The organism is Mycobacterium sp. NGS33 (assembly GCF_059812885.1).
Map to the genome: position 1 here is coordinate 310,449 of NZ_JCALDN010000003.1, position 26,360 is coordinate 336,808.

A 26,360-nucleotide genomic window follows, 5' to 3' on the forward strand; every position below is an offset into this window, starting at 1 on the left:
CCTATGCTGCCGGTTCCTGCCCCTTCAACTCAACTGGGTCGGCCGACGCCGGCGCGGCGGGCCCGTCCTCGGGAACCGCGACCCAACGATGCGCGGGACGCGCGACGGGTTTGCGCTGGAATCCCTCGAAGACGCGTGTCGCGGCGGCCAGCGCGGCGGCGGCGAACAGGTACGCGAAGACCATCAGCACGGTGTTGTTGGCGATGCCCTGGGCGTCGGTGGCGAAGCTGGTCGCGATGGCGGCGATGGACACGGCGTAGCTGCAGACCCACGCCGCCCACCACTGCAGGATGGTGCCGCGCAGCCGGGCGTAGTGCTCTTCGAGCAGCGCCAGCTCGATCACGTACACCGGGGCCCACAGCAGGTTGGCCAGCGGCACGACGCAGCCTGCCCACAGCGCCCGCGTGGAGCGCGGCTCGGGCAGACCGTGATGGGCGAACACGGCGGCGCGGCGGGCGATCATCCAGCGGATCAGCAGCACGCCGGAGGCGATCACCGCCGCGCCCGCGCCCACGCTGGCGAGCACGCCGAGCCAGTCGGCGCCGATGGCCACCCATGAGTTCAGCAAGGTGTTCCGGTTGATCACCAGCAGCACGTAGCGCACCACGTAGACCAGGGCGGCGATGCTGAGCACCAGCACACCCACGAAGGAGGTGGTGCGCACGATCTGCGCCGAGGGACCGGACGGCGCGGCCGCCGCGGCGGCCGCGGGCGCCTGCTCGACTCGGTCGGCCAGACCCCAGCGCGGGATGACGGTGTAACGCGGCGTGGGCCCGAGTGGACGGCGCCCGTGTCGCGCCGGCGGCGCCGCGCCGGGGCGCACCGCGATCCAGCGATAGCCGGGCGGCAGCCGCGGCGGGGTGCGCTGCCACCCGGTCGGCCTCGAGGAGCGGGCCGGCGCCGGGGCCCCGGGCGCACTCCAGCGCGGGTCGGCCGGTGGGGCGTCCGGCGGGGGCGCCAGCAGGGCCCCGCGGCAGCGTGGACACCATTCGCGTTGCCGGTCACGCACGTTCCAGCGGGTGCCGCACTGGGAGCACACCTGGATCACCGGACCAGACTAACGCCGTCCCGACACCGGCCGTCGAACCGCGGGCCGCGGGCCGCGCGGCCGGCCGCCGCCGTCTGCCGCGAGGGCCGGATTGGCAACCCGCCCAGGGACCGCCGACTATCCACAGTTTCCACAGGTTTATCCACATAGACAGAGGGGGTATAGAAAGCATCGCTACAGCCCCTGGCGGCTGACGGTGGTGTAACTGTGGATAACACCCCGGCGGTGTCGGCACCCCATCGACAGCCGAAGCGGGTCGCCGAGCGAAATGCATTGCCTTGCTAAGCACCCTTACGACCAGCGCGTCCGGCCGCGGATCGGCCCCCACCCGGTGCGGCGCTTCCGGCCCCGCCGCCCCTCGCCAACGCCCAGCTCAGCGCGATATTTCTCAAGGCCGCCACGAAGCGCTATGATCGCGTTCGCGAAAAGTGTTTGTGACTCACCTCACTGACGCGAGGTGACCGGGGGGTGGAAGGCGATTGATGGCCACGCAGTCGTTCGGTCCGGGTTCACCGGGCCCGTCGAAGTCGTATTGCGGCTCGCCGGCGTGGAATCACAGCTATAGCATCGCCGCGCTGCGCGCCGGGCTGATCGCCCTGGCGTTGCTGGCCGTGCTCGCAGTCATCGTCTTGTCTTGAATCGCCGCTCAGCGGGTATCCGCGTTCCGGCTCACAAGGGTCGTTCTTGCGGAGCGCGCGGTCATGGAGCAGGGTTGATAACGGCCGGCCGCCGCAAGCCGGCGCCGCGCGGCTGAGCGTCAAGACGATAATCGAAGAAAGGAATGCCGTGGCTGAATACACCCTGCCCGACCTGGACTGGGACTATGCAGCGTTGGAACCGCACATCTCCGGGCAGATCAACGAGATCCACCACACCAAGCACCACGCCACGTACGTCAAAGGCGTGAACGACGCTCTGTCCAAGCTCGAAGAGGCCCGCGCCAACGAGGACCACGCTGCGATCTTCCTGAACGAAAAGAACCTCGCCTTCCACTTGGGCGGCCACGTCAACCACTCCATCTGGTGGAAGAACCTGTCGCCGGACGGCGGCGACAAGCCGACCGGCGAACTGGCCGCCGCGATCGATGACGCCTTCGGGTCCTTCGATCGCTTCCGCGCTCAGTTCAGCGCGGCCGCCAACGGACTGCAGGGTTCGGGCTGGGCGGTGCTGGGTTACGACACCCTGGGCGGCCGGCTGCTCACCTTCCAGCTCTACGACCAGCAGGCCAACGTTCCGCTTGGCATCATCCCCTTGCTGCAGGTCGACATGTGGGAGCACGCGTTCTACCTGCAGTACAAGAACGTCAAGGCGGACTACGTCAAGGCGTTCTGGAACGTCGTCAACTGGGCGGATGTGCAGAAGCGGTACGAGGCCGCGACGTCGAAAACCCGGGGCCTGATTTTCGGCTGACTTCATTTCGATCGGCGGGGGCGTCGCGCGGTTGCGCGGCGCCCCCGTCGTTTGTTCGACCCGCACCGAACCGCACGAGTAGGCCTGCGCCGCTGACCGTGTCGTGTTGCATGGCGCCTAAACCGCAGGCATGCTTAATTATTCGGACTTGCCAGTGTGGTTGTTCCAATCGGAGTCATCGCGCGGAGGTCGAAATGGAAACTGGGTCGGATGGTCCTATCGGGGTGTCCCCGTTCCATTCTCGTGGCGCCTTGAAAGGGTTCGTGATCTCCGGGCGGTGGCCCGATTCGACCAAAGAATGGGCCCAGCTCCTCATGGTCGCGGTCAGAATCGCGTCGCTGCCCGGATTGCTCTCGACCACAACGGTCTTCGGTGCCCGCGAGGAATTGCCGGACGAACCCGAGCCCGGCACGGTCGGCCTGGTGCTCGCCGAGGGCACGGTGTTCGGTGAATCAGCCATCCAGCCAGGCTATTTCGCGGAGCATCAGCCGCCGGCGCTGCTCATGTTGCACCCGCCGTCGGAAACCACGCCGTCACTGCCCGAATGCACCGGCGCGGCATCGGGGTGCGTCTTGCTGCCGGGTCTGCCCTATCTGGGACTCGAGCACCGGGCGGCCTGGGTGGAAGCCGAGGCCGACGGAACCATCACCTCGATGGTGAGCCGGGTCGGCGTCGACCCGATCAGCCACCCCGACACGGCGATATTGGCGATGCTGCTCGCCGCGTGAGGACCTGCCCGACGACCGCCGCGGTTTCGCGGTCGGGTGCGAACCGCGATTCACCTTGCCGACCGTGGCGTGGGCCGGTTGGCACCCGCCCGAGCCGTTTCCGCAACCGCGGTCGCGTCGGCGTTGGCGCGCCGCAGAACCGTCGATGCGTTTCGGCGCGGTACCAGCGCCGTCCGGCTAAGTTAACCGCGCCTCGGCCATCGTCGCCCGGCGGCCGCGAAACCGGCGAACGGGACCGTCGCGGGGGCACTTTTCACACCCGGCAGCAAAGGGTGTGCTGAATCTGCCCTGATAACGGGCCCGTTGCGGAGCGATCGCCCAGCACGTCCCGGCATATTATCGCGCCCGTCAGCGCACCTTTCGCCCGCCACCTTGGAACGAACGTCCGATTCTGCGGATAACCTGTGAGTTTCAAGGATTTGGTGGACACCCCAGCGAATCAGTTAGACGCTCGTCTAGTGGGGAGTTGGTAAGCGTCAGCTACGCGGGTCGGGATTCCCTTGGGGTTTGCACCTGGTTACGATCACCAAGCCTCGCTACCATGATCAGCAAATATACCTAGGTAACAGTTCACTTCTACAGCCCAGTGGAGGTCATATCAATGAGCACGACGTTCGCTGCTCGCCTGAATCGCCTGTTCGACACGGTGTATCCCCCGGGACGCGGGCCGCACACCTCCGCGGAAGTGATCGCGGCGCTCAAGGCAGAGGGCATCACGATGTCGGCTCCCTACCTCTCCCAGTTGCGTTCCGGCAATCGCACCAACCCATCGACGGCGACCATGGCCGCTCTGGCCAACTTCTTCCGCATCAAGCCGGCCTACTTCACCGACGACGAGTACTACGAGAAGCTCGATAAGGAGCTGTCGTGGTTGGCCACGACGCGCGACGACAACGTGCGCCGCATCGCGGTGCGCACCGCCGAGCTGTCCCCGGAGGCGCAACGCGAGGTCATGGAGCGGGTCAACGAACTTCGCCGCGCCGAGCACCTAGACGCCTGACGTCCACGCCGGGCACCGGCCGTGGGGCGTGCCCTGGAGGGCTGCCGCCCGCCCATTCCCATTAGGGTTGGCTCAGCGGATCGCGCAACCGCGAGAGCGATAGACAACGATTGCCAGCGAGATCACCGGGAGGCGGCCGGGAATGGGCCTGTTCCGCAAGCGAAAGAGCCGCGCGACGCGTCGCGCCGAAGCCCGCGCGATCAGGGCCCGCGCGAAGCTCGAAGCCAAGCTGGCCGCGAAGAACGAGGTGCGCCGCGTCAAATCCGCTCAACGGGCGGAGGGCAAGGCGCTGCGCGCGCAGATCAAGGCGCAGCGAGACCGCGACCGCAACGCCCTGAAGGTCGCGGAGGCCGAACTCAAAGCCGCGCGGGAGGGCAAGATCTTCTCACCGACACGAATCCGCCGGGTGCTGACGGTGTCTCGCCTGCTCGCGCCGATCCTCACCCCGCTCATCTACCGGGCGGCGGTCGCCGCCCGCGCGCTCATCGACCAGCGGCGTGCGGATCAACTCGGCATTCCGCTGGCCCAGATCGGCCAGTTCTCCGGTCACGGCGCCCAGCTGTCCGCCCGCATCGCGGGGTCGGAAAAGTCGCTGCGCATGGTGCAGGACAAAAACCCCAAGGACGCCGAGACCAAGCAGTTCGTGTCCGCGATCGCCGAGCGGCTCACCGATCTGTCGGCGGCGGTCACCGCGGCGGAGAACATGCCGGCCGCGCGGCGCCGAGCGGCTCACGCCGCGATCTCGACGCAGCTCGACGGGATCGAGGCGGACCTGATGGCCCGCCTCGGCCTGAGCTGACCGCCCGCACGAAAGGCAGCATCCCGGCATGCCCGTCCACAGCAGGTGGATATCCCGCACCCTGACCGTCATCGCCGCGGCCATCGCCCTCTATCTCGGTTCGGCCGCCCAACTTCCCGCCGCCTGGGCCCACGTGCACGCCAGCAGCGACAACGCGGTGCGCGGGGCCATGGCGATCGTCACGTTCCAGGTGCCCAACGAGTCGAACAACGGGGCGCTCACCACCGCCCTGACCGTCACGCTTCCCAACGTCGCATCGGCGCGCACCGAAAGCCTGCCGGGCTGGACGGCCAGGCTCGACCGCGACGCGGCGTCGGGCACCGTGCGGTCGGTGACGTGGACCGCCGCCCTCACCGGCGGCATCGGGGCGGATCAATTCGCCCTGTTCCGGCTGTCGGTGAAGCTGCCCGACACCGACACCGTCAGCTTCCCCGCCACGCAGACCTACTCCGACGGAACCGTCGTGAAGTGGGATCAGCCGCCGCTGCCCGACGGGAGCGAGCCCGAGCACCCGGTTCCCATGCTCGCCCTGGCCACCGGCGCGGCGGCACCGCACCAACACCACGGCTCCCCCGGCACGGCGCCGGCGGGGCCGAATGGGGCCGACAACCCGGCCCGACTGCTGGGCGGCGCCGCCCTGGTGGTCGCCGCCGCGGGCATCGCGATGGCCCTGATCCGCCGGCGAGCATGAAGCGCCTGGCGGTTGGCGCGTGCGTCGGCGTCATGTTTGTCATCGCGACACTGACCGCGCCGGCCGCGTCGGCCCACGCCGCCCGCGTGGCCACCGACCCCGCCGCCGATGCGGCGCTGGCGACGGGCCCGCAGCGGGTGAGCGCCACGTTCAACGAGCAGTTGCAAACCACGTTCGCCGCCATGACGGTGGTCGGTCCCGACGGCAACGTCTGGTCCACCGGCGAGCCCACCGTGCAGGGCGCGGTGGTCGGCATCGCCCTGCGAGCGCTGGGCCCGGCCGGAACGTACACGGTGAACTACCGCGTCACCTCCGCCGATGGCCACGTGGTGTCCGGGTCCTGGTCGTTTCGGCTCACGGTGCCCGGCACCGGCACGCCTGGTCCTCCCGCGGCGGCCCCGGCGGGCGGCGGCGCGGTCCCGGTCTGGCCATTTGTCGCCGTCGCGGTGGCGCTGGTCGCCGGCGGCGCGTGGTGGGCGGCGCGGGGCCGCCGCTGAGTACGGTGGCCGGTGAGCGAGGCGCCGCGGCGCGCCCTGGCATGATGGGACCTTGAACCCGGTGAGCCAGGGGGAACGACGACAGAGGAAGCTCAAGGAGCGGCCGCATGGCAGACCCGCAGGACCCAACCAACAGCGCACCCGACGGCGCCGGCACCCCGCCGGAGAAGAAGCCGCCCGCCAAGGCGGTGAAGAAGACCGCGAAAGCGCCCGCCAAGAAGGCACCTGCGAAAAAGGCGCCCGCCAAAAAAGCGCCAGCCAAAAAAGCGCCCGCCAAGAAGGTGCCGGCGAAGAGCGCCGAACCGGCGCCCCCGACACCGCCCGAGCCGCCGCTCGACGTTGCGCAGCGGGCCGAAAGCAACGGCGACCTCACCGCCGCCGCCAAAGATGCTGCCGCGCAGGCGAAGTCCACCGTGGAGGCCGCCAACAACCCGGTGTCGCCGGCGATCGCCGGTCCGGCGGCGGGTCAGTCCCCGGTGCCCCTGATCGTTGCCCTGGCCGTCAGCCTGCTGGCCATCCTGCTCATTCGCCAGCTGCGCCGCCGCTGAGCGGCGAGCGTCTAACGTGTCAGAAGTGACGGTGGCATTCCGGCCGACGGCCGACCTCGTAGACAGCATCGGCCCAGACGTACGCAGCTGCGACGTGCAATTCCGCCAGTTCGGCGCCCGGGCCGAATTCGCCGGCCCGATCAGCACCGTGCGGTGTTTTCAGGACAACGCGCTGCTGAAATCGATCCTCTCGGAGCCCGGCGGCGGAAGGGTTTTGGTCATCGACGGCGACGGCTCCGTGCACACCGCGCTGGTCGGCGACGTCATCGCCGAGCTGGCCCGGTCCAACGGCTGGGCCGGGCTGATCATCAACGGCGCCGTGCGCGACTCGGCCACGTTGCGGGGCATGGACATCGGCATCAAGGCGTTGGGCACCAATCCCCGCAAGAGCACCAAGACCGGCGCCGGCGAACGCGACGTCGAGGTCATCCTGGGAGGGGTGACGTTCGCGCCGGGCGAGATCGCCTACAGCGACGACGACGGGATCGTCGTCGTCGCCGCCGACTGATCCGTTAAACCGCCACCGGCGCAGGCTTTTTCGCGAACTTCAAGCCTTCGTCGTCGACCCTGCCGCGCCGGATCGTGCGCATGTCGAAGAAGTAGTTCTGCTTGAGCCGCCACGGCGCCCGCGACCCCGACTTCGGCAGCAGGTGCATCGACCGCCGGAAGTAGCCGGGGGTGAAGTCCATGAACGGCAGCTCGTCGACGTCGCGACCCGGATGCTGCGGCTCGACGAAGTCAAAACCCTTGGCGTCCATGTAGTTCAGCAAGCGGCACACGAACTCGGAGACCAGGTCGGCCTTCAGCGTCCAGGACGCGTTCGTGTAGCCGAAGGTGATGGCGAAGTTCGGCACACCGGAGAACATCAGGCCTTTGTAGGTCATCAACGAGGTCAGCTCGATGTCCTCGCCGTTGCGGGTCGGCTTCACCCCGCCCAGCAGCTGCATGTTCAATCCCGTTGCGGTGATGATGATGTCGGCCGGCAACTCCTCGCCCGAGGTGAGCTTGATGCCCGTCTTGGTGAACCGGTCGATGGTGTCGGTGACGACGTCGGCCTTGCCATGGCGGATGGTCCGGAAGAAGTCGCCGTCGGGGGCCAGGCACAGCCGCTCGTCCCAGACGTTGTAGCGCGGGCCGAAGTGCTTTTCGACGTCGTAGCCCTCCGGCAGCCGTCGCTGCGCCATCGTCATCAACGTCTTGCGCATGTAGCCGGGGGCCTTGCGGGACAGCTGGTACTGGAAGGTGCTGAACGCGATGGCTTTCCAGCGGTTGGCCATGTGGGCGAGGCGCTCGGGCAACAACCGGTTGGCCTTCTCGGCGAAGGGATCGACCCCGGGCAGCGACCCGATGTAGGTCGGCGAACGCTGCAGCATCGTCACGTGTCCCGCGCCCGAGTTCACCAGGGCGGGAATCAGGGTGATCGCGGTGGCACCGGACCCGATGACGACGATCCGCTTGCCCGCGTAGTCGAGGTCCTCGGGCCAGTGCTGCGGGTGCACGATGGTGCCGCCGAAGTCGTCGGCGCCGGGGAAGGTGGGCGAGAACCCCTCGTCGTAGTTGTAGTAGCCGGTGCAGGCGAACAGGAACGAGCAGGTGATCTCGCTCTGCCGGCCGTCGCTCTCCACGGTCACCGTCCAGCGGTTGTCGGCGTCGGACCAGTCGGCGGCCACCACCCGGTGGCGGTAGCGGATCTTCGGCTCGATCTGGTTCTCGACCGCGGTCTCCTTGATGTAGGCCTTGATCGAGGCCCCGTCGGCGATGGACTTCGCCGAGCGCCAGGGCTTGAACCGGAAGCCCAGGGTGAACATGTCCGAGTCCGACCGGATGCCCGGGTACTTGAACAGGTCCCAGGTTCCGCCGAGGTCGGCGCGGCGCTCGAGGATGGCGTAGCTCTTTGTCGGGCAGCGTTCCTGCAGGTGCCAGGCCGCGCTCACGCCGGAGATGCCGGCGCCCACGATGAGGACGTCAAGGTGCTCAGTCATGACGCCACGCTATCAACACCGCGTCGAGCCGGTCAACACCCTGTCGAAACTGTCGACAACGTGTAAAGTAGCGGCCGTGACTACCGTCGGCCCGACCCGCGCCCTGCGCGGCCGCCGCGCCATCCGCCCGACGGGCGACGAGCGCGAGCAGGCCATTCTCGCGACCGCCGAACGACTGCTGGAAGAACGCTCGCTGGCCGACATTTCCGTCGATGACCTGGCCAAAGGCGCCGGCATCTCGCGGCCGACGTTCTACTTCTACTTCAAGTCCAAAGAGGCGGTGCTGCTCTCGCTGCTCGAGCCGGTGATCGCCCAGGCCGACTCCGAGTTCGACGGCGCCGTGCATCGGCTGCCGGCCGATCCGCGCCGGGTGTGGCGAAACGGCATCAAGGCGTTCTTCACCGCCTTCACCACGCACCGGGCCGTGGCGCGGACCGCGACCGAGGTGCTGGCCACCAGCACGGAATTGCGGTCGGTCTGGTCCGGCTACATGCAGAAATGGATCGACCAGACCGCGGCCATGATCACCGCGGAACGCGCCCGCGGCGCCGCACCGGACAACATCCCGGCCGCCGACTTGGCCACGTCGCTGAACCAGATGAACGAGCGCACCATGATGGCCGCGCTCTCCGCCGAAACACCCGCGGTCGAGGCGGAGCGGGTGGTCGACACCCTCACCCACATCTGGATCAGCAGCATCTACGGCGAATCCGGCTAGCTGTCACCACCGCATGCGAACATATGTTCGTGCGGTGCGATGCGTCCATCCTGCACGCGGACCTGGATTCCTTCTACGCGTCCGTCGAGCAGCGCGACGACCCGACCCTGCGGGGCCGCCCGGTGATCGTGGGCGGCGGTGTGGTGCTGGCCGCGAGCTACGAGGCCAAGGCCTACGGGGTGCGCACGGCCATGGGCGGGTCGCAGGCGCGGCGGCTGTGCCCGCACGCCGTGGTGGTGCCGCCGCGGATGAGCGCGTACAGCCGCGCCAGCGACGCCGTGTTCGGGGTGTTTCGCGACTGCACGCCGATCGTGGAACCGCTCTCGGTGGACGAGGCGTTCCTCGACGTCGGTGGGCTGCGTCGCGTCTCCGGGACGCCGGTGCAGATCGCCGAGCGGTTGCGTGCGGACGTGCGCGAGCGCGTCGGGCTGCCGATCACGGTCGGCGTCGCCCGCACGAAGTTCCTCGCCAAGGTCGCCAGCCAGGAGGCCAAGCCCGATGGCCTGTTGTTGGTGCCGCCCGACCAGGAGCTGACCTTCCTGCGGCCGCTGCCGGTGCGCCGGCTCTGGGGCGTGGGCGCGGTGACGGCCGAGAAGCTGCGCGCGCACGGCATCGTGACAGTCGCCGACGTCGCCGAGCTCAGCGAGTCCACGCTGGGCTCCATGGTGGGCGGGGCGATGGGCCACCAGTTGTACGCGCTGTCCCGCAATATCGACCGCCGCCGGGTGACCACGGGTGCCCGTCGCCGGTCCGTCGGCGCGCAGCGGGCACTGGGACGCGCCGGAAACACCATGTCGGCCGGCGAGATCGACGCCGTCGTGGTCAATTTGATCGATCGCATCGCCGGCCGCATGCGCGCCGCCGGGCGCACCGGTCGCACCGTGGTGCTGCGGCTACGCTTCGCCGACTTCGGCCGGGCGACCCGGTCGCGGACGCTACCGTGGGCCACGTCAGCCACGGCGCCCCTGCTGGCCGCCGCGCGCGGGCTGGTCGCGGCCGCCGCGCCGCTCATCGCGCAGCGCGGACTGACGCTGGTCGGGTTCGCGGTCTCGGGCATCGACCGCAGCGGTGCCCAACAGCTGACGCTGCCCTTCGCTGACGACAACAACCGTCTCGACATCGACGCCGCCATCGACCGGGTGCGCCGCCGCTACGGCAAGTCGGCGCTGACGCCGGCGGTTTTGGTCGGCCGCGATCCGGGTATAGAGACCCCACACCTCCCCGACTGACGGGGCGTGGGTGTTCGCTAATTGTCCTCTACCACAAGCCTTTTCGATGATGTGAGGTTGATTTGAATCGGCCTCGCGACGCCGCTTGTGCGACGGCCCGATTGTTAGGCTGGCGAAAACCCGACCTCGAAAGTGAGCAACTGAAACCGATGCCGCCGCACCAATCCCGCGACACCGGCCTGCCCCGCGAGGGTCTCCTGCTCGGTTACAGCGCGTTACTCGCCTTATCGGCGGGCTTCGTCAACGCTGTGGCGCTGCTGATTTTGGCGGTGCCCGTCGGCAATCTGACCGGGATCACCACCCAGCTGGGCATGAACACGGCCAACCCGTGGCTCTACGAAGGCCACGTGCTCGGCGCGATCTTTCTCGGCTTCCTGACGGGAGCGACCATAGCGGGGGCGATCCTCGCACCCACCGACGCCCTTGCGGGCCCACGCCACGCCGCGGTGCTCTTCCTCGAGGCGGCCTTACTCGTGCTTGCGGGGGCCGGGGTCGCGGAGACCGTCGTCAGGGCACAGCTCAATGCCCTGGGCATCGAGCAGACCGCGGTGCAGGCGCTGTTCGCCGCCGCGGCGCTCGGCCTGCAAAACGGGATGACCTCGAGCTTTCGCGGAATGGCGATCCGCACCACGCACTTCACCGGAACCGTCACCGACCTCGGGCTGATCCTCGGTCGCAGCCGGCTACACGGAATCAAGAACTGGAAAACGGCGATACTGGCGACGACCCTCGTGCTATTCCTCGGCGGCGGCGTGGCCGGGATCGCGTTCGGGGCTCGGCTGGGCGGCTACGCGTTGCTCATCCCGGCCGCGATTTGCGCGATCGTCGGCGCCGCCAACCTGCTGCAGGGCACCGCCCGCAGCGACGCACCGGTTCCCGAGCACGCCGAACCGGTGCAGGTCTGAGCGGCGTCTCAATTCGCGCCGGTCCACTCCAGCAACCGCTCGGCGGGCCAGGTGTTCACGATCCGGTCCACGGGGACGCCCGCGTCCAGCGCGCGCTGGGCGCCGTAGCCGAGGAAGTCCAGCTGCCCGGGCGCGTGCGCGTCGGTATCGATGGTGAACACGCAGCCGATCTCGAGCGCCAGGTTCAGCAGCCGGCTGGGCGGATCGCGCCGCTCGGGCCGCGAGTTGATCTCGACCGCGGTGCCGTGCTCGCGGCACGCGGTGAACACCGCCTCGGCGTCGAACTTGGATTCCGGCCGGATGCCGCGATTCCCGGATACCAGCCGGCCGGTGCAGTGCCCCAGCACGTCGGTGTGCGGGTTGGCCACCGCGCGCAGCATCCGCCGGGTCATCGCGGGCGCATCCATCGACAACTTGGAGTGCACGCTGGCCACCACCACGTCGAGGCGCTCGAGCAGCTCGGGTTCCTGGTCGAGGCTGCCGTCGTCGAGGATGTCGACCTCGATCCCGGTGAGGATGCGCATCGGCGCGAACTGCTCCCGCAGGCCGTCGATCACGTCGAGCTGGGCGCGCAACCGCTCGGGCGAGAGGCCGTTGGCGATGGTCAGGCGCGGCGAGTGGTCGGTCAGCGCGCAGTACTCGTGCCCCAGCGCCGCCGCCGAGGCCATCATCTCATCGATCGGTGCGGAGCCGTCCGACCAGTTGGAGTGCAGATGCAGGTCGCCGCGCAGCGCGGAGCGGATGTCGCCGCCGCCGAGATCCTCGGCGCTGGACCGCAATTCGACCAGCAGGTCGGGCTCGCGCCCCGACCATGCCTGGTCGATGACCTTGGCCGTCTTGGGCCCGATCCCCGGCAGGGACTGCCAGCTGTTGGCCTGGCCGTGCCGCTCCCGGGTCGCCTCGTCGAGGCCCTCGATGATGTCGGCCGCGTTGCGGTAGGCCATCACGCGCCGGGGGTCGTGGCGGCTGCGGTCCTTGAAATAGGCGATCTGCCGTAACGCCGCTACCGGATCCATGACTCCAGTGTGCCCGCCCCACTCACACGAGTTGGCCGGCCACGAATCCGGCCAGCAACACGCCGAATCCGCCGATCTCCCCGGCGATCAGCGCCGCCATCGCCAACGCGAGACGCCCGTCGGCGTTTTCGAACTGGTTGACGGTGTCGCGGCGCGCGCCGTGGCTGACGTAGGCGGCGATGGCGGCCACGAAGAAGAAGACGACGACCCCCGCCGCCGTCAGATTCACCCACACCGGCCAGGCGCTCAGTTGCACGAAGACCGCGAGCAGCAGCGTCGCGAACGAATACAGCAGCGCCGCCCGGTGGGCGATGTCGACGTAGGGATGCGCGAGGTGGTTCTCCGACGTCATCATCTCGCGGTATTTCCACACGCCCAGGATCAGCGCGAGCAGGAAGATCAGGCCCGCCGCCAGCAGGGTGATCTTGGTGTCGATTCCGAGGGAGCAACATGGGCAAGTCATGGCGCCGTCGAGTTTAGTTGCCCTTCATAAACACCGACTAACGTCGATTGCATGCGATTCGCGTTCAAGACCTCACCGCAGAACACCACCTGGGCCCAGATGCTGGCCGTCTGGCAGGCGGCCGACGACATCGATGTCTACGAGTCCGGGTGGACCTTCGACCACTTCTATCCGATCTTCTCCGACAGCAGCGGGCCCTGCCTGGAGGGCTGGACGACGCTGACCGCGCTCGCCCAGGCCACCACGCGGCTGCGGGTGGGCACCCTGGTCACCGGGATCCACTACCGCCACCCCGCGGTGCTGGCCAATATGGCGGCCGCCCTCGACATCATCTCGAACGGACGGCTCGAGCTGGGGATCGGCGCCGGCTGGAACGAGGAGGAGTCCGGCGCCTACGGCATCGAACTGGGCAGCATCAAGGAACGCTTCGACCGCTTCGAGGAGGCGTGCGAGGTGCTGACCAGCCTGCTCAGCCAGGAGACCACCGACTTCGATGGCAAGTTCTATCAGCTCAAGGGAGCCCGCAACGAGCCCAAGGGGCCGCAGCGCCCGCACCCGCCGATCTGCATCGGCGGCAGCGGGGAGAAGCGCACGCTGCGCATCACCGCCCGCTACGCCCAGCACTGGAATTTCGTGGGCGGTCCGCCCGACGTCTTCGCCCACAAGCGTGACGTGCTGGCCTCGCACTGCGCGGACATCGGCCGCGATCCCAAGGAGATCACGCTCTCGGCCCATCTGCGCCTGGAGCCGGATCTGAACTACGGGAAGGTCATCGAGGACGCCGCCGGGCTGGCCGCCGAGGGCTTGGATCTGGGCATCGTCTACCTGCCGCCGCCGCACGATCCGGCCGTGCTGGAACCGCTTGCCGAGGCGATCCGCGACTCGGGTCTATGGGAGCGCTGACGGCGCATCCGGGGTGACCCGGCCAAAATCGGCCGGGTGCGCCGTGAGCAAACCCGCCGCGCGGCGCTCAACGCGCCGGCCGGGCGGTCACGCACCGAACAGCAGCAAGTCCTGGGGGGTCACCAAGCGCTCGTGCTTGGCGGGAAACTCCCGACTTTTCACCGGGTGACGCAACCATGACCAGGCGATTCGCCCCATCCGTGACTGAGGTAATGGGTGGATATGCACAAGAATCTCTCCTGCGATCGGTCGTTCAACCGGGAAACCGGTGTGACCCCCATGTGAGCGGGCTCACAGCGGATTATTAGACACCCCGCGGCTGGCAAACAGTGGGAGACTCGCCGAGCGAAGAACGGCGTGTTTCTGGTGTGACTGGTGTGACTACTGAAGCGGCGCCGCGGTGGGCTTGACCGGCGCGGGCAGCGCCGTCGACCCCATCAGGAATCGGTCGGCCGCGGCGGCGGCCGCCCGGCCCTCAGCTATCGCCCAGACGATGAGCGACTGGCCACGACCCATGTCGCCGGCAACGAAGACGCCCGGAACCGAGGTGTCGAAATCGGCGCCGCGGGCGACGTTGCCGCGCTCGGTGAGCTTGACGTCGAGGTCGGTGAGCAGGCCCTCCTTCTCGGGGCCGACGAAGCCCATCGCCAGCAACACCAGGTCGACCTCGAGCTCGAACTCCGAACCCTCCACCTTCACGAACTTGCCGTCTTCCATCGTCACCTCGTGCGCCTTGAGCGCCGTGACGTGACCGTCCTTGCCGACGAACTCCTCGGTGTTGACCGAGAACACCCGCTCGCCGCCCTCCTCGTGCGCCGAGGACACCCGGTACATCAGCGGGTAGGTCGGCCACGGGGTGGACGGGGCGCGCGTCTCCGGCGGGCGCGGCATGATCTCGAACTGGTGGATGACGGTCGCGCCCTGCCGGTGGGCGGTGCCCAGGCAGTCGGCGCCGGTGTCCCCGCCACCGATGATGACGACCTTCTTGTCCTTGGCGGTGATCGGCGGCTGCCCGTCGGGCCCCAGCACGTCGTCGCCCTCCTGCACGCGGTTACCCCACGGCAGATACTCCATCGCCTGGTGGATCCCGTCCAGCTCGCGGCCGGGGATCGGCAGATCACGCCCCGCGGTGGCACCGCCGGCCAGCACCACGGCGTCGAAGTCGGCGCGCAGCTGCTCGGCGGTGATGTCCACTCCGACGTTGACGCCCGTGCGGAATTCGGTTCCCTCGGCCCGCATTTGGTCCAGCCGGCGGTTCAGGACACGCTTTTCCATCTTGAATTCCGGGATGCCATAGCGCAGCAGTCCGCCGATGCGGTCGGCCCTCTCGAAGACGGTGACGGTGTGGCCGGCGCGGGTCAGCTGCTGGGCGGCGGCCAATCCCGCGGGCCCGGAACCGACCACGGCGACCTTCTTGCCGGTCTTGGTGTCCGGCGGCAAAGGCTGCACCCAGCCCTCGTCGAAGGCCTTGTCGATGATCTCCAGCTCGATCTGCTTGATCGTCACCGGGTCCTGGTTGATGCCGAGCACGCAGGCCGGCTCGCACGGGGCCGGGCACAGCCGCCCGGTGAAGTCCGGGAAGTTGTTGGTGGCGTGCAGCCTTTCGATGGCGTCGCGCCACCGGTCCCTGCGCACCAGGTCGTTCCACTCCGGGATCAGGTTACCCAGCGGGCAACCGTTGTGGCAGAACGGAATACCGCAGTCCATGCAGCGGGTCGCCTGCTCGCGCAGGGTCTCGTTGTCGAATTCTTCGTAGACCTCGCGCCAGTCGCGCAACCGAATCGGGACAGGCCGACGCTTCGGCAGTTCCCGATGCGTGTATTTCAGGAAGCCGCTCGGATCAGCCATGCGCGGCCGCCATGATCGCCTTGTCGACATCCACGCCGTCGCGTTCGGCTTCGGCGATGGCCTGCAGCACCCGCTTGTAGTCCCGCGGCATCACCTTGGTGAAGTGCCGCCGGTGTTGCGGCCAGTCCCCCAGAATGCGCTGGGCGACAGCGGAATCGGTGGCATCAACGTGTGCCTGAATCATGCCGTGCAACCACTCGTAGTCATCGTCATCCAAGCTCTCGAGCTCGACCATCTCCGCGTTGAGATTGCCCGGGAATTCGCCCTGCGGGTCGTAAATGTAGGCCACGCCGCCGGACATGCCCGCCGCGAAGTTACGGCCGGTGCGACCGAGGACGACAACCTTGCCGCCGGTCATGTATTCGCAACCATGGTCGCCGACACCCTCGACGACGGCGTGTGCACCGGAGTTACGGACGGCGAACCGCTCACCCACGACGCCGCGCAGGTATGCCTCGCCGCTGGTCGCGCCGAACAGAATCACGTTGCCGCCGATGATGTTGTCCTCCGCCACGTAATCGGCGGGCGCGTCGTCCGACGGACGAACCACGATCCGGCCACCGGACAGCCCCTTGCCGACGTAGTCGTTGGCGTCGCCGTAGACGCGCAGCGTGATGCCCCGCGGCACAAACGCGCCGAAGCTGTTGCCCGCCGAACCGTCGAAGGTGATGTCGATGGTTCCGTCCGGCAACCCTTGGCCGCCATAGGCTTTGGTGACCTCGTGGCCGAGCATGGTGCCCACCGTGCGGTTGACGTTGCTGATGGTCGTGGAGAACCGCACCGGCTTCCCGGAGTCCAGCGCCTCGCGGCTCATCACGATCAACTGCTGGTCGAGCGCCTTGTCCAGGCCGTGGTCCTGACGCGAGCTGCAGTACAGGTCCTGGTTCATGAACGCCGATTCCGGCTCGTGCAGAACCGGGCCCAGATCGAGCCGGTGCGCCTTCCAGTGGGCCCGGGCCAGCGTCATGTCCAAGGACTTCACCTGGCCGACGGCCTCGTTGATGGTGCGGAATCCCAACTGCGCCATGTATTCGCGGACCTCTTCGGCGATGAACATGAAGAAGTTCTCGACGAATTCGGGCTTGCCGGTGAAGCGTTCGCGGAGCACCGGGTTCTGGGTGGCCACCCCCACGGGGCAGGTGTCCAGGTGGCAGACCCGCATCATGATGCAGCCGGAGACCACCAGCGGCGCGGTGGCGAAGCCGAATTCCTCGGCGCCGAGCAGCGCGGCGATCATCACGTCGCGGCCCGTCTTGAGCTGACCGTCGACCTGAACCACGATCCGGTCGCGTAACCCGTTGAGCAGCAACGTCTGCTGCGTCTCGGCCAGTCCCAGCTCCCACGGAGCCCCGGCGTGCTTCATCGAGGTCAGCGGGGTGGCGCCGGTGCCACCGTCGTGCCCGGAGATCAGCACCACGTCGGCGTGCGCCTTGGACACCCCGGCGGCCACCGTGCCGACGCCGTTCTCGGAGACCAGCTTGACGTGCACGCGCGCGGCCGGGTTGGCGTTCTTGAGGTCGTGGATCAGCTGCGCCAGGTCCTCGATGGAGTAGATGTCGTGGTGCGGTGGCGGCGAGATCAGTCCCACGCCGGGCGTGGAGTGGCGTACCTCGGCGACCCAGGGGTACACCTTGTGCCCCGGAAGTTGGCCGCCCTCACCGGGTTTCGCGCCTTGGGCCATCTTGATCTGGATGTCGGTGCAGTTGGTCAGGTAGTGCGACGTGACACCGAACCGCCCGGAGGCAACCTGCTTGATCGAACTGCGCCGCCAGTCGCCGTTGGGATCGCGGTCGAAGCGCTTGACGTCCTCGCCGCCTTCACCGCTGTTGGAGCGGCCGCCCAGCCGGTTCATCGCGATGGCCAGCGTCTCGTGCGCCTCGGCGGAGATCGAGCCGTAGCTCATCGCCCCGGTCGAGAAGCGCTTGACGATCTCGCTGGCGGGCTCGACCTCGTCCAGCGGGATCGGCGGGTTGATCCCGGCCCGGAACTTCAGCAGGCCGCGCAGCGAGGCCATCCGCTCGCTCTGGTCGTCGACCAGGCGGGTGTAGTCCTTGAACACCTTGTACTGGCCGGTGCGCGTGGCGTGCTGCAGCTTGAAGACGGTCTCGGGGTTGAACAGGTGGTACTCGCCCTCGCGGCGCCACTGGTATTCCCCGCCCACCTCGAGTTCGCGGTGGGCCCGCTCGTCCGGGCGGTCCAGGTAGGCCAGCGCGTGCCGGACGGCGACGTCGGCGGCGATGTCGTCCAGGGTGACACCGCCGATGGGACAGCTCAATCCGGTGAAATATTCGTTCAGCACGTCCTCGGAGATGCCGACCGCCTGGAACAGCTGCGCGCCGGTGTAGGAGGCCACCGTCGAAATGCCCATCTTGGACATGACTTTCAGCACACCCTTGCCGGCCGCCTTGATGTAGTTGCTCAGCGCCGTCTTGCGGTCGATGCCTTCGATGACGCCGCGGTCGAGCATGTCCTCGATGGACTCGAACGCCATGTACGGGTTGATCGCCGCGGCGCCGAAGCCGACCAGCGCGGCCATATGGTGGACCTCGCGGGCGTCGCCCGTTTCCACCACCAGCCCGACGTGGGTCCGGGTGCGATCGCGCACCAGGTGGTGGTGCACCCCCGCCACCGCGAGCAGCGACGGGATCGGCGCCATCCGCTCGTCGGACTCCCGGTCGGACAGGATGATCACGCGCGCGCCGTCAGCGATCGCCGCGGACGCCTGCGCGCGCACCTCCTCGAGTGCGGCGGCCAGCCCCGCGCCGCCCTCGGCGACCGGGTACAGGCAGCGAATCACCTTGGAGCGCATGCCATGTGGACGACCATTGACCTCGTCGTCGGGGTCCAGGTTGATCAGCTTGGCCAGCTCGCGGTTGCGCAGAATCGGCTGCGACAGGGCGATCTGGTGACACGAGCGTTCGGTCGGCGTGAGCAGGTCGCGCTCGCCGCCGGTGGTGCCCTGCAGACTGGTCACCACCTCCTCGCGGATGGCGTCCAGCGGCGGGTTGGTCACCTGCGCGAACAACTGCTGGAAGTAGTCGTAGAGCATCCGGGGTCGCTGCGAGAGCACCGCGACGGGGGTGTCGGTGCCCATCGAGCCGATCGGCTCGGCGCCGCTGCGCACCATGGGCGCCACCAAGAGGTTGAGTTCCTCGTAGGTGTAGCCAAATATCTGCTGCCGCTTGACCAGTCGGTCGTGGGGCATCCGCTTGTAGTTGCCCTGCGGCAGGTCGTCGAGCGGGACCAGGTTCTTGTCCAGCCACTCCTGGTAGGGGTGCTCGGCGGCCAGCTCCGCCTTGATCTCCTCGTCGGAGACGATGCGGCCCTGCGCGGTGTCCACTAGGAACATGCGGCCGGGCTGCAACCGCATCCGGCGGACCACCTTGGCGGGGTCCAGGTCCAGCACGCCGGCCTCGGAGGCCATCACCACCAAGCCGTCTTCGGTGACCCAAATCCGCGAGGGACGCAAGCCATTACGGTCGAGCACGGCGCCGATGATGGTGCCGTCGGTGAACGTGATCGACGCGGGTCCGTCCCACGGCTCCATCAACGAGGCGTGGTACTGGTAGAACGCCCGCCGCGCGGGATCCATCGACTCGTTGCGTTCCCACGCCTCGGGGATCATCATCAGCACGGCGTGGGCCAGGCTGCGCCCACCCAGGTGCAGCAGTTCGAGCACCTCGTCGAAACGCGCGGTGTCGGATGCCCCCGGGGTACAGATCGGGAACAGCTTCTCGACGTCGGCTTCGGTTCCGAACACGTCGGTCTTGATCAGCGCCTCGCGGGCCCGCATCCAGTTCTCGTTACCGGTCACGGTGTTGATCTCACCGTTGTGCGCGACGCGGCGGAACGGGTGCGCCAGCGGCCACGACGGGAATGTGTTGGTGGAGAACCGGGAGTGCACGATGCCCAGTGCGCTGGTCAGCCGATCGTCTTGCAGGTCAAGGTAAAACGCCTTGAGCTGCGGGGTGGTCAGCATGCCCTTGTAGACGAAGGTCTGACCGGAAAGGCTTGGAAAATAGACGGTTTCGCGTCCGGGTCCGTCCTGACCCGGGCCCTTGGTACCCAGCTCGTGCTCGGCACGCTTGCGCACCACGTAGGCGCGGCGCTCCAGCGCCATGCCGGATGCGCCCGCCATGAACACCTGGCGGAACGTGGGCATCGCGTCGCGGGACAGGGCGCCCAGCGACGAGTCGTCGATGGGCACGTTGCGCCAGCCCAGCACCGTCAGGCCCTCGGCTTCGGCGATCTTCTCCACGGCGGCACACGCGGTCGCGGCGTCCTTGGACGACTGCGGCAGAAAGGCGATGCCGGTGGCGTAGCTACCCGGGGGCGGCAGTTCGAAGTCCACGACCTCACGCAGGAAGGCGTCCGGGACCTGCAGCATGATGCCGGCGCCGTCGCCACTGCGCGGCTCGGCGCCCTGGGCACCCCGGTGTTCGAGGTTCAGCAGCGCAGTGATTGCCTTGTCCACAATGTCGCGGCTACGACGGCCGTGCATATCGACGACCATGGCAACCCCGCACGCGTCGTGCTCGAACGCGGGGTTGTATAACCCGACGCGCTTGGGCGTCATATGCACCTGACCCTTCACCTGAACGTTCTGCGCGGCCGTTAGCAGCGGCCCCGAGGAGGTCGCACCCGTGAGGTTGCGGGCTGTGACCCCTTCGGTCTTGTCTCGATGGGCTGTGCCCCAGGCGGAGATACTCCTGTTAGGGACGTCCGTGCAGCTCTGAACGGTGGCCTGGAACCGGTCTCGACAAGTCGTAAAACGATATGACAATACCCGCCTGACATGCCAACTTCGTCAAGTCTAGCCGCCAGCCCGCAGCGTCGTAAATTTCGCTGCCCGCGGTGAACGCCGATTCTGCCCACGCCCCGGCCGGGGCGCCGAATTCCTGTCACAGCTGGGGCTATTCCCTGCGGCCCCGCGCAACCGCTGTCCTTCCGGTCAAGTTTGCTGCGAAGGCCACGCGGGCGCCTCGGTGAGTTCGCCGGCGCGGGTGCGAGCGTGCTCAGCAGCCGGGGTGGGGCACAAGCGGGTTTTAGCAGCCAGCCGGCGTGTGTTTGCAGGTTCGCGCACACGGCGCAGCAGGAGATACTGGACGGGGATTGGTCACACCCGGCGTCGCAGGTTGGACCGTGGCGCTTATCACGTCACACCCTCGCCGCCGCCGGGCCACCCCCACGACGACCCACCGCCTGGCACCCGAGGAGCCCATGAACGAGCGCGACGAATTCCTGCGGGACCGTCTGCAGCCCGAGCGGCCTAACCCCCCGTCGGCGCGCCCGCCCGCTCCCCCTCCCCAACGGCCTCATCCGGCCCCGCACGAGCCCCGGGCCACCGCGCCTCCCGTCACCCAGCGGCCCGCCGCGCCGCGCCCGCCGTCCGCTCCCCCGCCACCCCCGCCGGCCCGGCCGCAGGGCTGGGGGGCGGCGCCGCCGTCAACGCCCGCCCCGTCGTTTCGGCCGCCGCCCGCGGCGTCGTCTGGCCAACCGACCCATTCCGCTCCCGCCGCCCCGACAGCGGAGCTACCCGATCGCGGGTGGCGACGCGTCCTGCGGCTGATCACCTTCGGTCTGATCAACTTGGGCCCCTCGCCCGCCCAGCAACAGGAGGCCCAGTTCGAGGCGGCCATCCGGACGCGCCTGTACGGCAATTACAAGGTCGGCGTGCTGGGCAAGGGCGGCGTGGGCAAGACGTCGGTCGCCGCGAGCGTGGGCTCGCTGTTCGCCACGCTGCGCCGGCAAGACCACGTCGTCGCGATCGACGCCGACACGGCCTTCGGAAGGCTCAGCAGCCGGATCGATCCCGCGTCGACGGGCTCGTTCTGGGAGCTGACCGCCGACAAGAACCTGCGGTCTTTCGACGATGTGGTGGCGCGGCTGGGCCGCAATGCGGCGGGTCTTCACGTCCTCGCCGGGGAACCGGCGTCAGGCCCGCGCCGAGTGCTCGATCCGGCGATCTACCGGGAAGCGGCGCTGCGACTGGACCGCCATTTCACGATCTCGGTGATCGACTGCGGTTCCACGATGGACGCCCCGCTCACCCAGGAGGTCCTGCGCGATCTGGACGCGCTGATCGTGGTGTCCTCCCCCTGGGCCGACGGCGCATCCGCCGCCGCGCGGACCATGGAGTGGCTGGCGGATCAGGGCCTGGACACGCTGCTGCGCCACACCATCGTGGTGCTCAACGATTCCGATGGCCATGCCGACAAGCGCACCCGGGCATTGCTCGCCCGCGAGTTCACCGATCATGGCCGGCCGGTGATCGAAGTGCCCTTCGATCCCCACCTGCGGCCCGGTGGCGTCATCGACGTGAGCCACGAGATGGCCCCGGCGACGCGGCGCAAATTCCTCGAGATCACCGCGACCATCGCCGGGTACTTCGCGGCGCGTCCCCACCGCGCCGCCGACAACGCCGGCAAGCAGAACTAGGCCCGCGCCGACGGATCGGCGATCGCCTCGATCTTGCGCACCCGCGACCCGCGGATCGTCAGCACGATGACGGCGAACAGGCGGCGCTCGCTGAAGGCCAGCAGCACCGGGCCCCCGACGGGACCGCTCACCAGGGTCACGTCCGGCCACAGGTAGCGCAACAGGTTGGTGGCCACCGCATCTGGCCCGTGGTTGATCTGCGGCGGCGGCGCCGGGTCCGCGAGGATGGTGCCCACGCCCCACACCGTCGGATCCAGGACGCCGGCCAACGCCTCGAGGTCGCCGTTGGCGCATGCGGTGATGAACTTCTCGGTGACCAACTGGTGCTCTGCCGATGCGACGTCGCTCAGTTTCGGTTGTGCCGCATGAAATTTCGTGCGGGCCCTCCGTGCTAGCTGACGGCAGGTGCCGACCGGGCGGCCCACCGTCTGCGAGATCGAGTCGAACGGGACGCCGAACACGTCGTGCAGCACGAAGGCGACCCGTTCACCGGGGCTGAGCCTGCGCAGGACTTCGAGCAGTGCGGTGCGGATCTCGTCGTCGAGCGTGACCCGGTCGGCCGGGTCGATGTGGCCCGGCGCCGGTCGCTCCGCAACCTCGCCGGGTCGTTCGTACCGGGCGCGCGCCGAACGCACCTGGTCGAGGCAGAGGCGGCTCGCCACCACGGTCAGCCATCCCCGCACGTCCTCGATCTCGCTGCCGTCGGCTCGCGAAAGTCGCAAAAATGCCTCTTGTGCAACGTCTTCCGCGTCACCGATGTCTCCCAGCATCTGATAGGCGAGGTTGACCAGGTATGGGCGGTGCCGACGCCAGGCCTCGCTGACCTGGTCGCCGGCTGACTGCGACTGGTTCATGACCCTTCGACGATCTACTGGGGCGAAAAGTTACAAGTTCTCGGGTGTAACTTTCCCACCTTTTGCCCCGTCGTTTTTCCAAGTGCACAAAGTTCACGGAAGGAAAACCGTCATGACCATCGTCGTCACCGGCGCGACCGGCAACGTCGGACGCCCACTCGTCACCGAACTGCTGGCCGCGGGAGCGCGCGTGCGGGCGGTCACCCGACAGCCGGGTCCGGCCGGATTTCCACCCGGGGTGCAGGTGTTCGGTTCGGCCGCCGAGGCGCTTCCGGGTGCCTCCGCGGTCTTCCTGAATTCCCGGGCGCTGGGCGGGCAACTCGACGACGTGGTGGACCAGTGCTGGCGCGCCGGTGTCACCAAGCTGGTGGCGCTGTCGGCGATCAACGCCGACGACGACGTCGCCCGGCAGCCGTCCCGGTTCCGCGGGGACCGCAACCGGGAGGTCGAACGCCTCGCGGTCGACTCGGGCCTGGAGTGGGTGAGCCTGCGGCCCACGGTGTTCGCCACGAACTTCGCCGGCATGTGGTCGGCCCAGATCCGCGCCGGTGACGTGGTCGCCGGGCCCTACGCCGCGGCATCGGCGGCGCCGATCGTCGAGGCCGACATCTCCGGGGTCGCGGCGCGCGCATTGCTCACCGACGAACTTGTCGGACAACGCATTCCGCTGACGGGGCCACAGGCCTTCACCAACGCGGAGCTGGTCGAGGTCATCGGCGCCGCGCTGGGCCGGTCGCTGCACTACCACGAGATCCCCGCAGACGCCGTGCGGCAACGATTCATCGGCCTCGGGTTCAGCGCCGGATTCGCCGACGCCTACCTCGCCATGCAGGCCGAGACGCTCGACAAGCCCGCCCTGGTCACCCACGACGTGGAGAAGATCCTCGGCCGGCCGCCAATCCCGTTCGCGCACTGGGTTTCCGCACACCGAGAGATGTTCAGCAACGAACAAGAAGGAGCCTGAGATGACCGATCCTCGCCCCCCGCGCTACCTCAAGGGAATGAACAAGTTCATGATGGCGGTCCAACGGCTCGGGATCCCGACCGGCCCCGCCATGGTGCTCACCGTGCCCGGCCGCAAATCGGGTCAGCCACGCCGTACCCCGATGACGCCCTTCGACTTTCAGGGCGGCCTCTACGTCGTGGCCGGCTACCCCGGCGCCGACTGGGCGGCGAATGCCCGGGCGGCCGGCGTCGGCACGCTGAGCCGCGGTCGACGGTCACGCACGGTGCGGATCGTCGAACTCTCCGCCCACGAAGCGCGGCCGGTGCTACGGGCCTTCCCTAGCGAGGTCCCGGTCGGGGTGGCCTTCGCGAAACGCTCGGGGATGGTGCGCGATGGGACGCCCGACGAATTCGAAGCGCTGGCGGGGAGGTTGGCCGTTTTCCGCTTCGAGCCGGCGTAATCCCGTCACCAGACGATGGCCGCCATGTCGCGGTTGTCCGAACACACGCTGCGCACCGCGGCCTCGATGTCGGCCGAGGTGATGATCTGCAGATCCTCGACCGTCACCGGTTGACCCGCGCGCTTTTGCGCCACCACCCGGGTGTCGCGAAAGCCCTCGGCGCGCTCGACGACGTTGCGGGCGAACCGACCGTTCTGCATGGCGTCGATGCCGTGGCGCCCACCGGGGGTGGTGTAGTTGCGGATCGTCGTCGCCGCGTCCAGGAACGTTTCCCGGGCGCCGTCGTCGAGCAGGCTGGCGCGCGGGGTGGCGTAGCGGTGGGCGATCTCGACGATCTCCGCCGGTGAATAGGACTCGAAGCGCAGCTTGCGGTTGAACCGGCCGGCCAGACCCGGGTTGACGGTGAGGAAGGCGTCCACTTGATCTTCGTAGCCCGCCCCGATGAAGCAGAAGTCGAACCGGTGCACCTCGAGCGCCACGAGGAGCTGGTTGACGGCCTCCATGCCGATCATGTCGGGGGTGCCGTCCTGATGGCGTTCGATCAGCGAGTAGAACTCGTCCATGAAAATGATTCGCCCCAGCGACTTTTCGATGAGCTCGTTGGTTTTGGGTCCGGACTCGCCGATGAAGTGGCCGCAGAAATCCGAACGGCGCACCTCCCGGATCTCGGGGTGGCGCACGATGCCCATGCCGGCGTAGATCTTGCCCAGCGCCTCGGCGGTGGTCGTCTTACCCGTACCGGGCGGGCCGACCAGCAGCATGTGATTGGTCTGCCCCTCCACCGGCAGGCCATGCTCGAGCCGCATCATCCGCACCTCGAGTTGGTCTTCCAACGCCGCGACCGCTTGCTTGACCGCGGCCAGTCCGACCTGCTTGGCCAGCAGCTTGCGCCCCTCGGCCAACAGCGCGGCGCGCACGTCGGCGGCGGCGTCGTCGTCGAGCTCGTCGCGGCTCTTGGCCGAGGAGGCGTCCCACCGGTCGGTGCGGCTGTCGATGGTTTCTTCGTCCGTGACGACCAGGTGCAGGTTCGGGTCGGCCAGTGCCTCTTTGGCCGCCTCGGTCAAAACCCCGTTGATGGTGGCCTTGGACAGCCAGATCTGGGCCTTGTCCTCCTCGCGCAGCTGGCGATACACCATGCCCCGCACATAGGCCAGATCGGCGACCAGCAGCGGAATGTCGGCCGGGCCGATCGACGCCGTCAGCACGTCGGCGTCGAAGCGCGACGACGACTGGTTGTGCCCGATCACGTCGACGCGGTCCAGCCAGTCCAGCGCGACCCGGCCCTGCCCGAGGTGGGCGGCGGCGTGGGCGGCCAACGCGCAAATCGACGCCGTCACAGCCGACATGACGATGGCCTGCGCGGGCAGCTCGTCGGCGGCCGCCAGTAACACGTCCGGCCAGCGTTGCGTCCGGTACATCAAGAACGTGCGGGCCAGCTGGTGCCACTGGTAATTGGTCCAGGAATCGAGCAGGTCGCGGTTGGCCAGCAGCCTGTCCGCCTCGGCGTATTCCCCGGCGATCGTCAGCGCGGACGCCAACGCGAGCCCGACCTGTGACGCGTCGGTGACGGTGATGCCGATGTAGGGGCCCAGCTGGATCTCCGCGGCCAGCGTCTGCCCGATGCGGGTGGTCTCACGGTGCAGCCATTCGCTGGTGGCGTAGAGCTGCCGCAACGACGCCAGGTCGCTGTCGCCGCACGCGATGCGACCCAGCCAGGCGTCGGCCATCGACGGGTCGGCGTCGGTGGCGGCGACGAACTCCGGCAGCGCCGCCGCCCGGCCCTGCCGGCTCTTGATCGCCATAGCCCGATCGAAATGCCTTCGGGCAGTTTGCAAATCACCCATCACAACCCCTCGCGGCAACGGCTGCTCATCACA

24 protein-coding genes are annotated in these 26,360 nt (G+C 68.5%); 16 read left to right on the forward strand and 8 right to left on the reverse strand.

Translation table 11 applies throughout. The features are described from left to right. Window position 1 precedes the first annotated feature (1 nt). The gene (locus tag AC5Y5B_RS08955; RefSeq protein WP_289176313.1) at window positions 2–1,048 is read right to left on the reverse strand and encodes a DUF4328 domain-containing protein; all 1,047 of its coding nucleotides are present in this window, start codon (window positions 1,046–1,048) and stop codon (window positions 2–4) included. A gap of 482 nt (window positions 1,049–1,530) precedes the next feature. Here AC5Y5B_RS08955 and AC5Y5B_RS08960 point away from each other — a divergent pair, with 482 nt between their 5' ends. The 9 genes from AC5Y5B_RS08960 (at window position 1,531) to rraA (ending at window position 7,229) form a co-directional block, all read left to right on the forward strand. Further along, the gene (locus tag AC5Y5B_RS08960; protein ID WP_165821908.1) at window positions 1,531–1,686 is read left to right on the forward strand and encodes a hypothetical protein; all 156 of its coding nucleotides are present in this window, start codon (window positions 1,531–1,533) and stop codon (window positions 1,684–1,686) included. A gap of 148 nt (window positions 1,687–1,834) precedes the next feature. Then, on the forward strand, window positions 1,835–2,458 hold the full coding sequence (locus AC5Y5B_RS08965) for a superoxide dismutase (RefSeq protein WP_112635762.1): 624 nt from the start codon (window positions 1,835–1,837) through the stop codon (window positions 2,456–2,458). Window positions 2,459–2,652: 194 nt separating this feature from the next. Next, window positions 2,653–3,186, forward strand: a complete 534-nt coding sequence (locus tag AC5Y5B_RS08970) for a peptidase (RefSeq protein WP_066863795.1) — start codon at window positions 2,653–2,655, stop codon at window positions 3,184–3,186. A 601-nt stretch (window positions 3,187–3,787) separates the two neighbouring features. Next, window positions 3,788–4,186 (forward strand): helix-turn-helix domain-containing protein, encoded by a 399-nt coding sequence (locus AC5Y5B_RS08975; protein WP_112635758.1) that lies wholly within the window; start codon window positions 3,788–3,790, stop codon window positions 4,184–4,186. A gap of 142 nt (window positions 4,187–4,328) precedes the next feature. Then, window positions 4,329–4,985 carry a DUF6474 family protein gene (locus AC5Y5B_RS08980; RefSeq protein ID WP_500005147.1) on the forward strand — a complete coding sequence of 219 codons (657 nt, stop codon included), beginning with the start codon at window positions 4,329–4,331 and terminating at the stop codon, window positions 4,983–4,985. 28 nt (window positions 4,986–5,013) lie between these two features. Beyond that, on the forward strand, window positions 5,014–5,676 hold the full coding sequence (locus tag AC5Y5B_RS08985) for a YcnI family copper-binding membrane protein (protein ID WP_112635754.1): 663 nt from the start codon (window positions 5,014–5,016) through the stop codon (window positions 5,674–5,676). Then, window positions 5,673–6,173 carry a copper resistance CopC family protein gene (locus AC5Y5B_RS08990; protein WP_289176312.1) on the forward strand — a complete coding sequence of 167 codons (501 nt, stop codon included), beginning with the start codon at window positions 5,673–5,675 and terminating at the stop codon, window positions 6,171–6,173. The genes AC5Y5B_RS08985 and AC5Y5B_RS08990 overlap by 4 nt, the downstream gene beginning before the upstream one ends. 107 nt (window positions 6,174–6,280) lie before the next feature. After that, a complete protein-coding gene (locus AC5Y5B_RS08995) occupies window positions 6,281–6,721 on the forward strand; it encodes an Rv3852 family protein (protein ID WP_500005150.1) in 441 nt (146 codons plus the stop codon). 25 nt (window positions 6,722–6,746) lie between these two features. Beyond that, window positions 6,747–7,229: a ribonuclease E activity regulator RraA gene (rraA, locus tag AC5Y5B_RS09000; protein ID WP_112635156.1), complete on the forward strand. Its 483-nt coding sequence runs from the start codon at window positions 6,747–6,749 to the stop codon at window positions 7,227–7,229. Between the two features lie 4 nt (window positions 7,230–7,233). Here the strand turns inward: rraA and AC5Y5B_RS09005 are convergent, their stop codons facing one another. Next, complete coding sequence (locus tag AC5Y5B_RS09005; protein WP_500005153.1) at window positions 7,234–8,703, reverse strand: flavin-containing monooxygenase; 1,470 nt, start codon at window positions 8,701–8,703, stop codon at window positions 7,234–7,236. A gap of 76 nt (window positions 8,704–8,779) precedes the next feature. Here AC5Y5B_RS09005 and AC5Y5B_RS09010 point away from each other — a divergent pair, with 76 nt between their 5' ends. The 3 genes from AC5Y5B_RS09010 (at window position 8,780) to AC5Y5B_RS09020 (ending at window position 11,555) form a co-directional block, all read left to right on the forward strand. Then, a complete protein-coding gene (locus AC5Y5B_RS09010) occupies window positions 8,780–9,421 on the forward strand; it encodes a TetR/AcrR family transcriptional regulator (RefSeq protein ID WP_500005155.1) in 642 nt (213 codons plus the stop codon). Between the two features lie 23 nt (window positions 9,422–9,444). Then, the gene (gene dinB / locus AC5Y5B_RS09015) at window positions 9,445–10,650 is read left to right on the forward strand and encodes a DNA polymerase IV (RefSeq protein WP_500005157.1); all 1,206 of its coding nucleotides are present in this window, start codon (window positions 9,445–9,447) and stop codon (window positions 10,648–10,650) included. A gap of 149 nt (window positions 10,651–10,799) precedes the next feature. Then, window positions 10,800–11,555, forward strand: a complete 756-nt coding sequence (locus tag AC5Y5B_RS09020; protein WP_500005160.1) for a YoaK family protein — start codon at window positions 10,800–10,802, stop codon at window positions 11,553–11,555. Between the two features lie 8 nt (window positions 11,556–11,563). Here the strand turns inward: AC5Y5B_RS09020 and AC5Y5B_RS09025 are convergent, their stop codons facing one another. Beyond that, complete coding sequence (locus tag AC5Y5B_RS09025) at window positions 11,564–12,571, reverse strand: PHP domain-containing protein (protein ID WP_500005162.1); 1,008 nt, start codon at window positions 12,569–12,571, stop codon at window positions 11,564–11,566. A 22-nt stretch (window positions 12,572–12,593) separates the two neighbouring features. Further along, the gene (locus AC5Y5B_RS09030) at window positions 12,594–13,034 is read right to left on the reverse strand and encodes a hypothetical protein (protein WP_500005164.1); all 441 of its coding nucleotides are present in this window, start codon (window positions 13,032–13,034) and stop codon (window positions 12,594–12,596) included. Window positions 13,035–13,085: 51 nt separating this feature from the next. Between AC5Y5B_RS09030 and AC5Y5B_RS09035 the strand changes: the two genes are divergently transcribed. Further along, window positions 13,086–13,937, forward strand: a complete 852-nt coding sequence (locus AC5Y5B_RS09035) for an LLM class F420-dependent oxidoreductase (RefSeq protein ID WP_112635142.1) — start codon at window positions 13,086–13,088, stop codon at window positions 13,935–13,937. 381 nt (window positions 13,938–14,318) lie between these two features. Here the strand turns inward: AC5Y5B_RS09035 and AC5Y5B_RS09040 are convergent, their stop codons facing one another. Both AC5Y5B_RS09040 and gltB read right to left on the reverse strand, forming a co-directional pair. Continuing rightward, a complete protein-coding gene (locus AC5Y5B_RS09040) occupies window positions 14,319–15,785 on the reverse strand; it encodes a glutamate synthase subunit beta (protein WP_500005165.1) in 1,467 nt (488 codons plus the stop codon). Then, window positions 15,778–20,361 carry a glutamate synthase large subunit gene (gltB, locus tag AC5Y5B_RS09045; RefSeq protein WP_500005166.1) on the reverse strand — a complete coding sequence of 1,528 codons (4,584 nt, stop codon included), beginning with the start codon at window positions 20,359–20,361 and terminating at the stop codon, window positions 15,778–15,780. The genes AC5Y5B_RS09040 and gltB overlap by 8 nt, the downstream gene beginning before the upstream one ends. Window positions 20,362–21,005: 644 nt before the next feature. Here gltB and AC5Y5B_RS09050 point away from each other — a divergent pair. Next, window positions 21,006–22,223 carry a MinD/ParA family ATP-binding protein gene (locus tag AC5Y5B_RS09050; RefSeq protein WP_289176311.1) on the forward strand — a complete coding sequence of 406 codons (1,218 nt, stop codon included), beginning with the start codon at window positions 21,006–21,008 and terminating at the stop codon, window positions 22,221–22,223. On the opposite strand, the gene sigI is transcribed toward AC5Y5B_RS09050, so the two are convergent. Continuing rightward, window positions 22,220–23,077 carry an RNA polymerase sigma factor SigI gene (sigI, locus tag AC5Y5B_RS09055; protein ID WP_112635666.1) on the reverse strand — a complete coding sequence of 286 codons (858 nt, stop codon included), beginning with the start codon at window positions 23,075–23,077 and terminating at the stop codon, window positions 22,220–22,222. The genes AC5Y5B_RS09050 and sigI overlap by 4 nt on opposite strands. 112 nt (window positions 23,078–23,189) lie before the next feature. Here sigI and AC5Y5B_RS09060 point away from each other — a divergent pair, with 112 nt between their 5' ends. Further along, window positions 23,190–24,041, forward strand: a complete 852-nt coding sequence (locus AC5Y5B_RS09060) for an NAD(P)H-binding protein (RefSeq protein ID WP_112635668.1) — start codon at window positions 23,190–23,192, stop codon at window positions 24,039–24,041. 1 nt (window position 24,042) lies between these two features. Further along, complete coding sequence (locus AC5Y5B_RS09065) at window positions 24,043–24,483, forward strand: nitroreductase family deazaflavin-dependent oxidoreductase (RefSeq protein WP_112635670.1); 441 nt, start codon at window positions 24,043–24,045, stop codon at window positions 24,481–24,483. Window positions 24,484–24,488: 5 nt separating this feature from the next. Here AC5Y5B_RS09065 and eccA2 read toward each other — a convergent pair whose 3' ends face one another. After that, complete coding sequence (gene eccA2 / locus AC5Y5B_RS09070; protein WP_112635672.1) at window positions 24,489–26,327, reverse strand: type VII secretion system ESX-2 AAA family ATPase EccA2; 1,839 nt, start codon at window positions 26,325–26,327, stop codon at window positions 24,489–24,491. Window positions 26,328–26,360 lie beyond the last annotated feature (33 nt).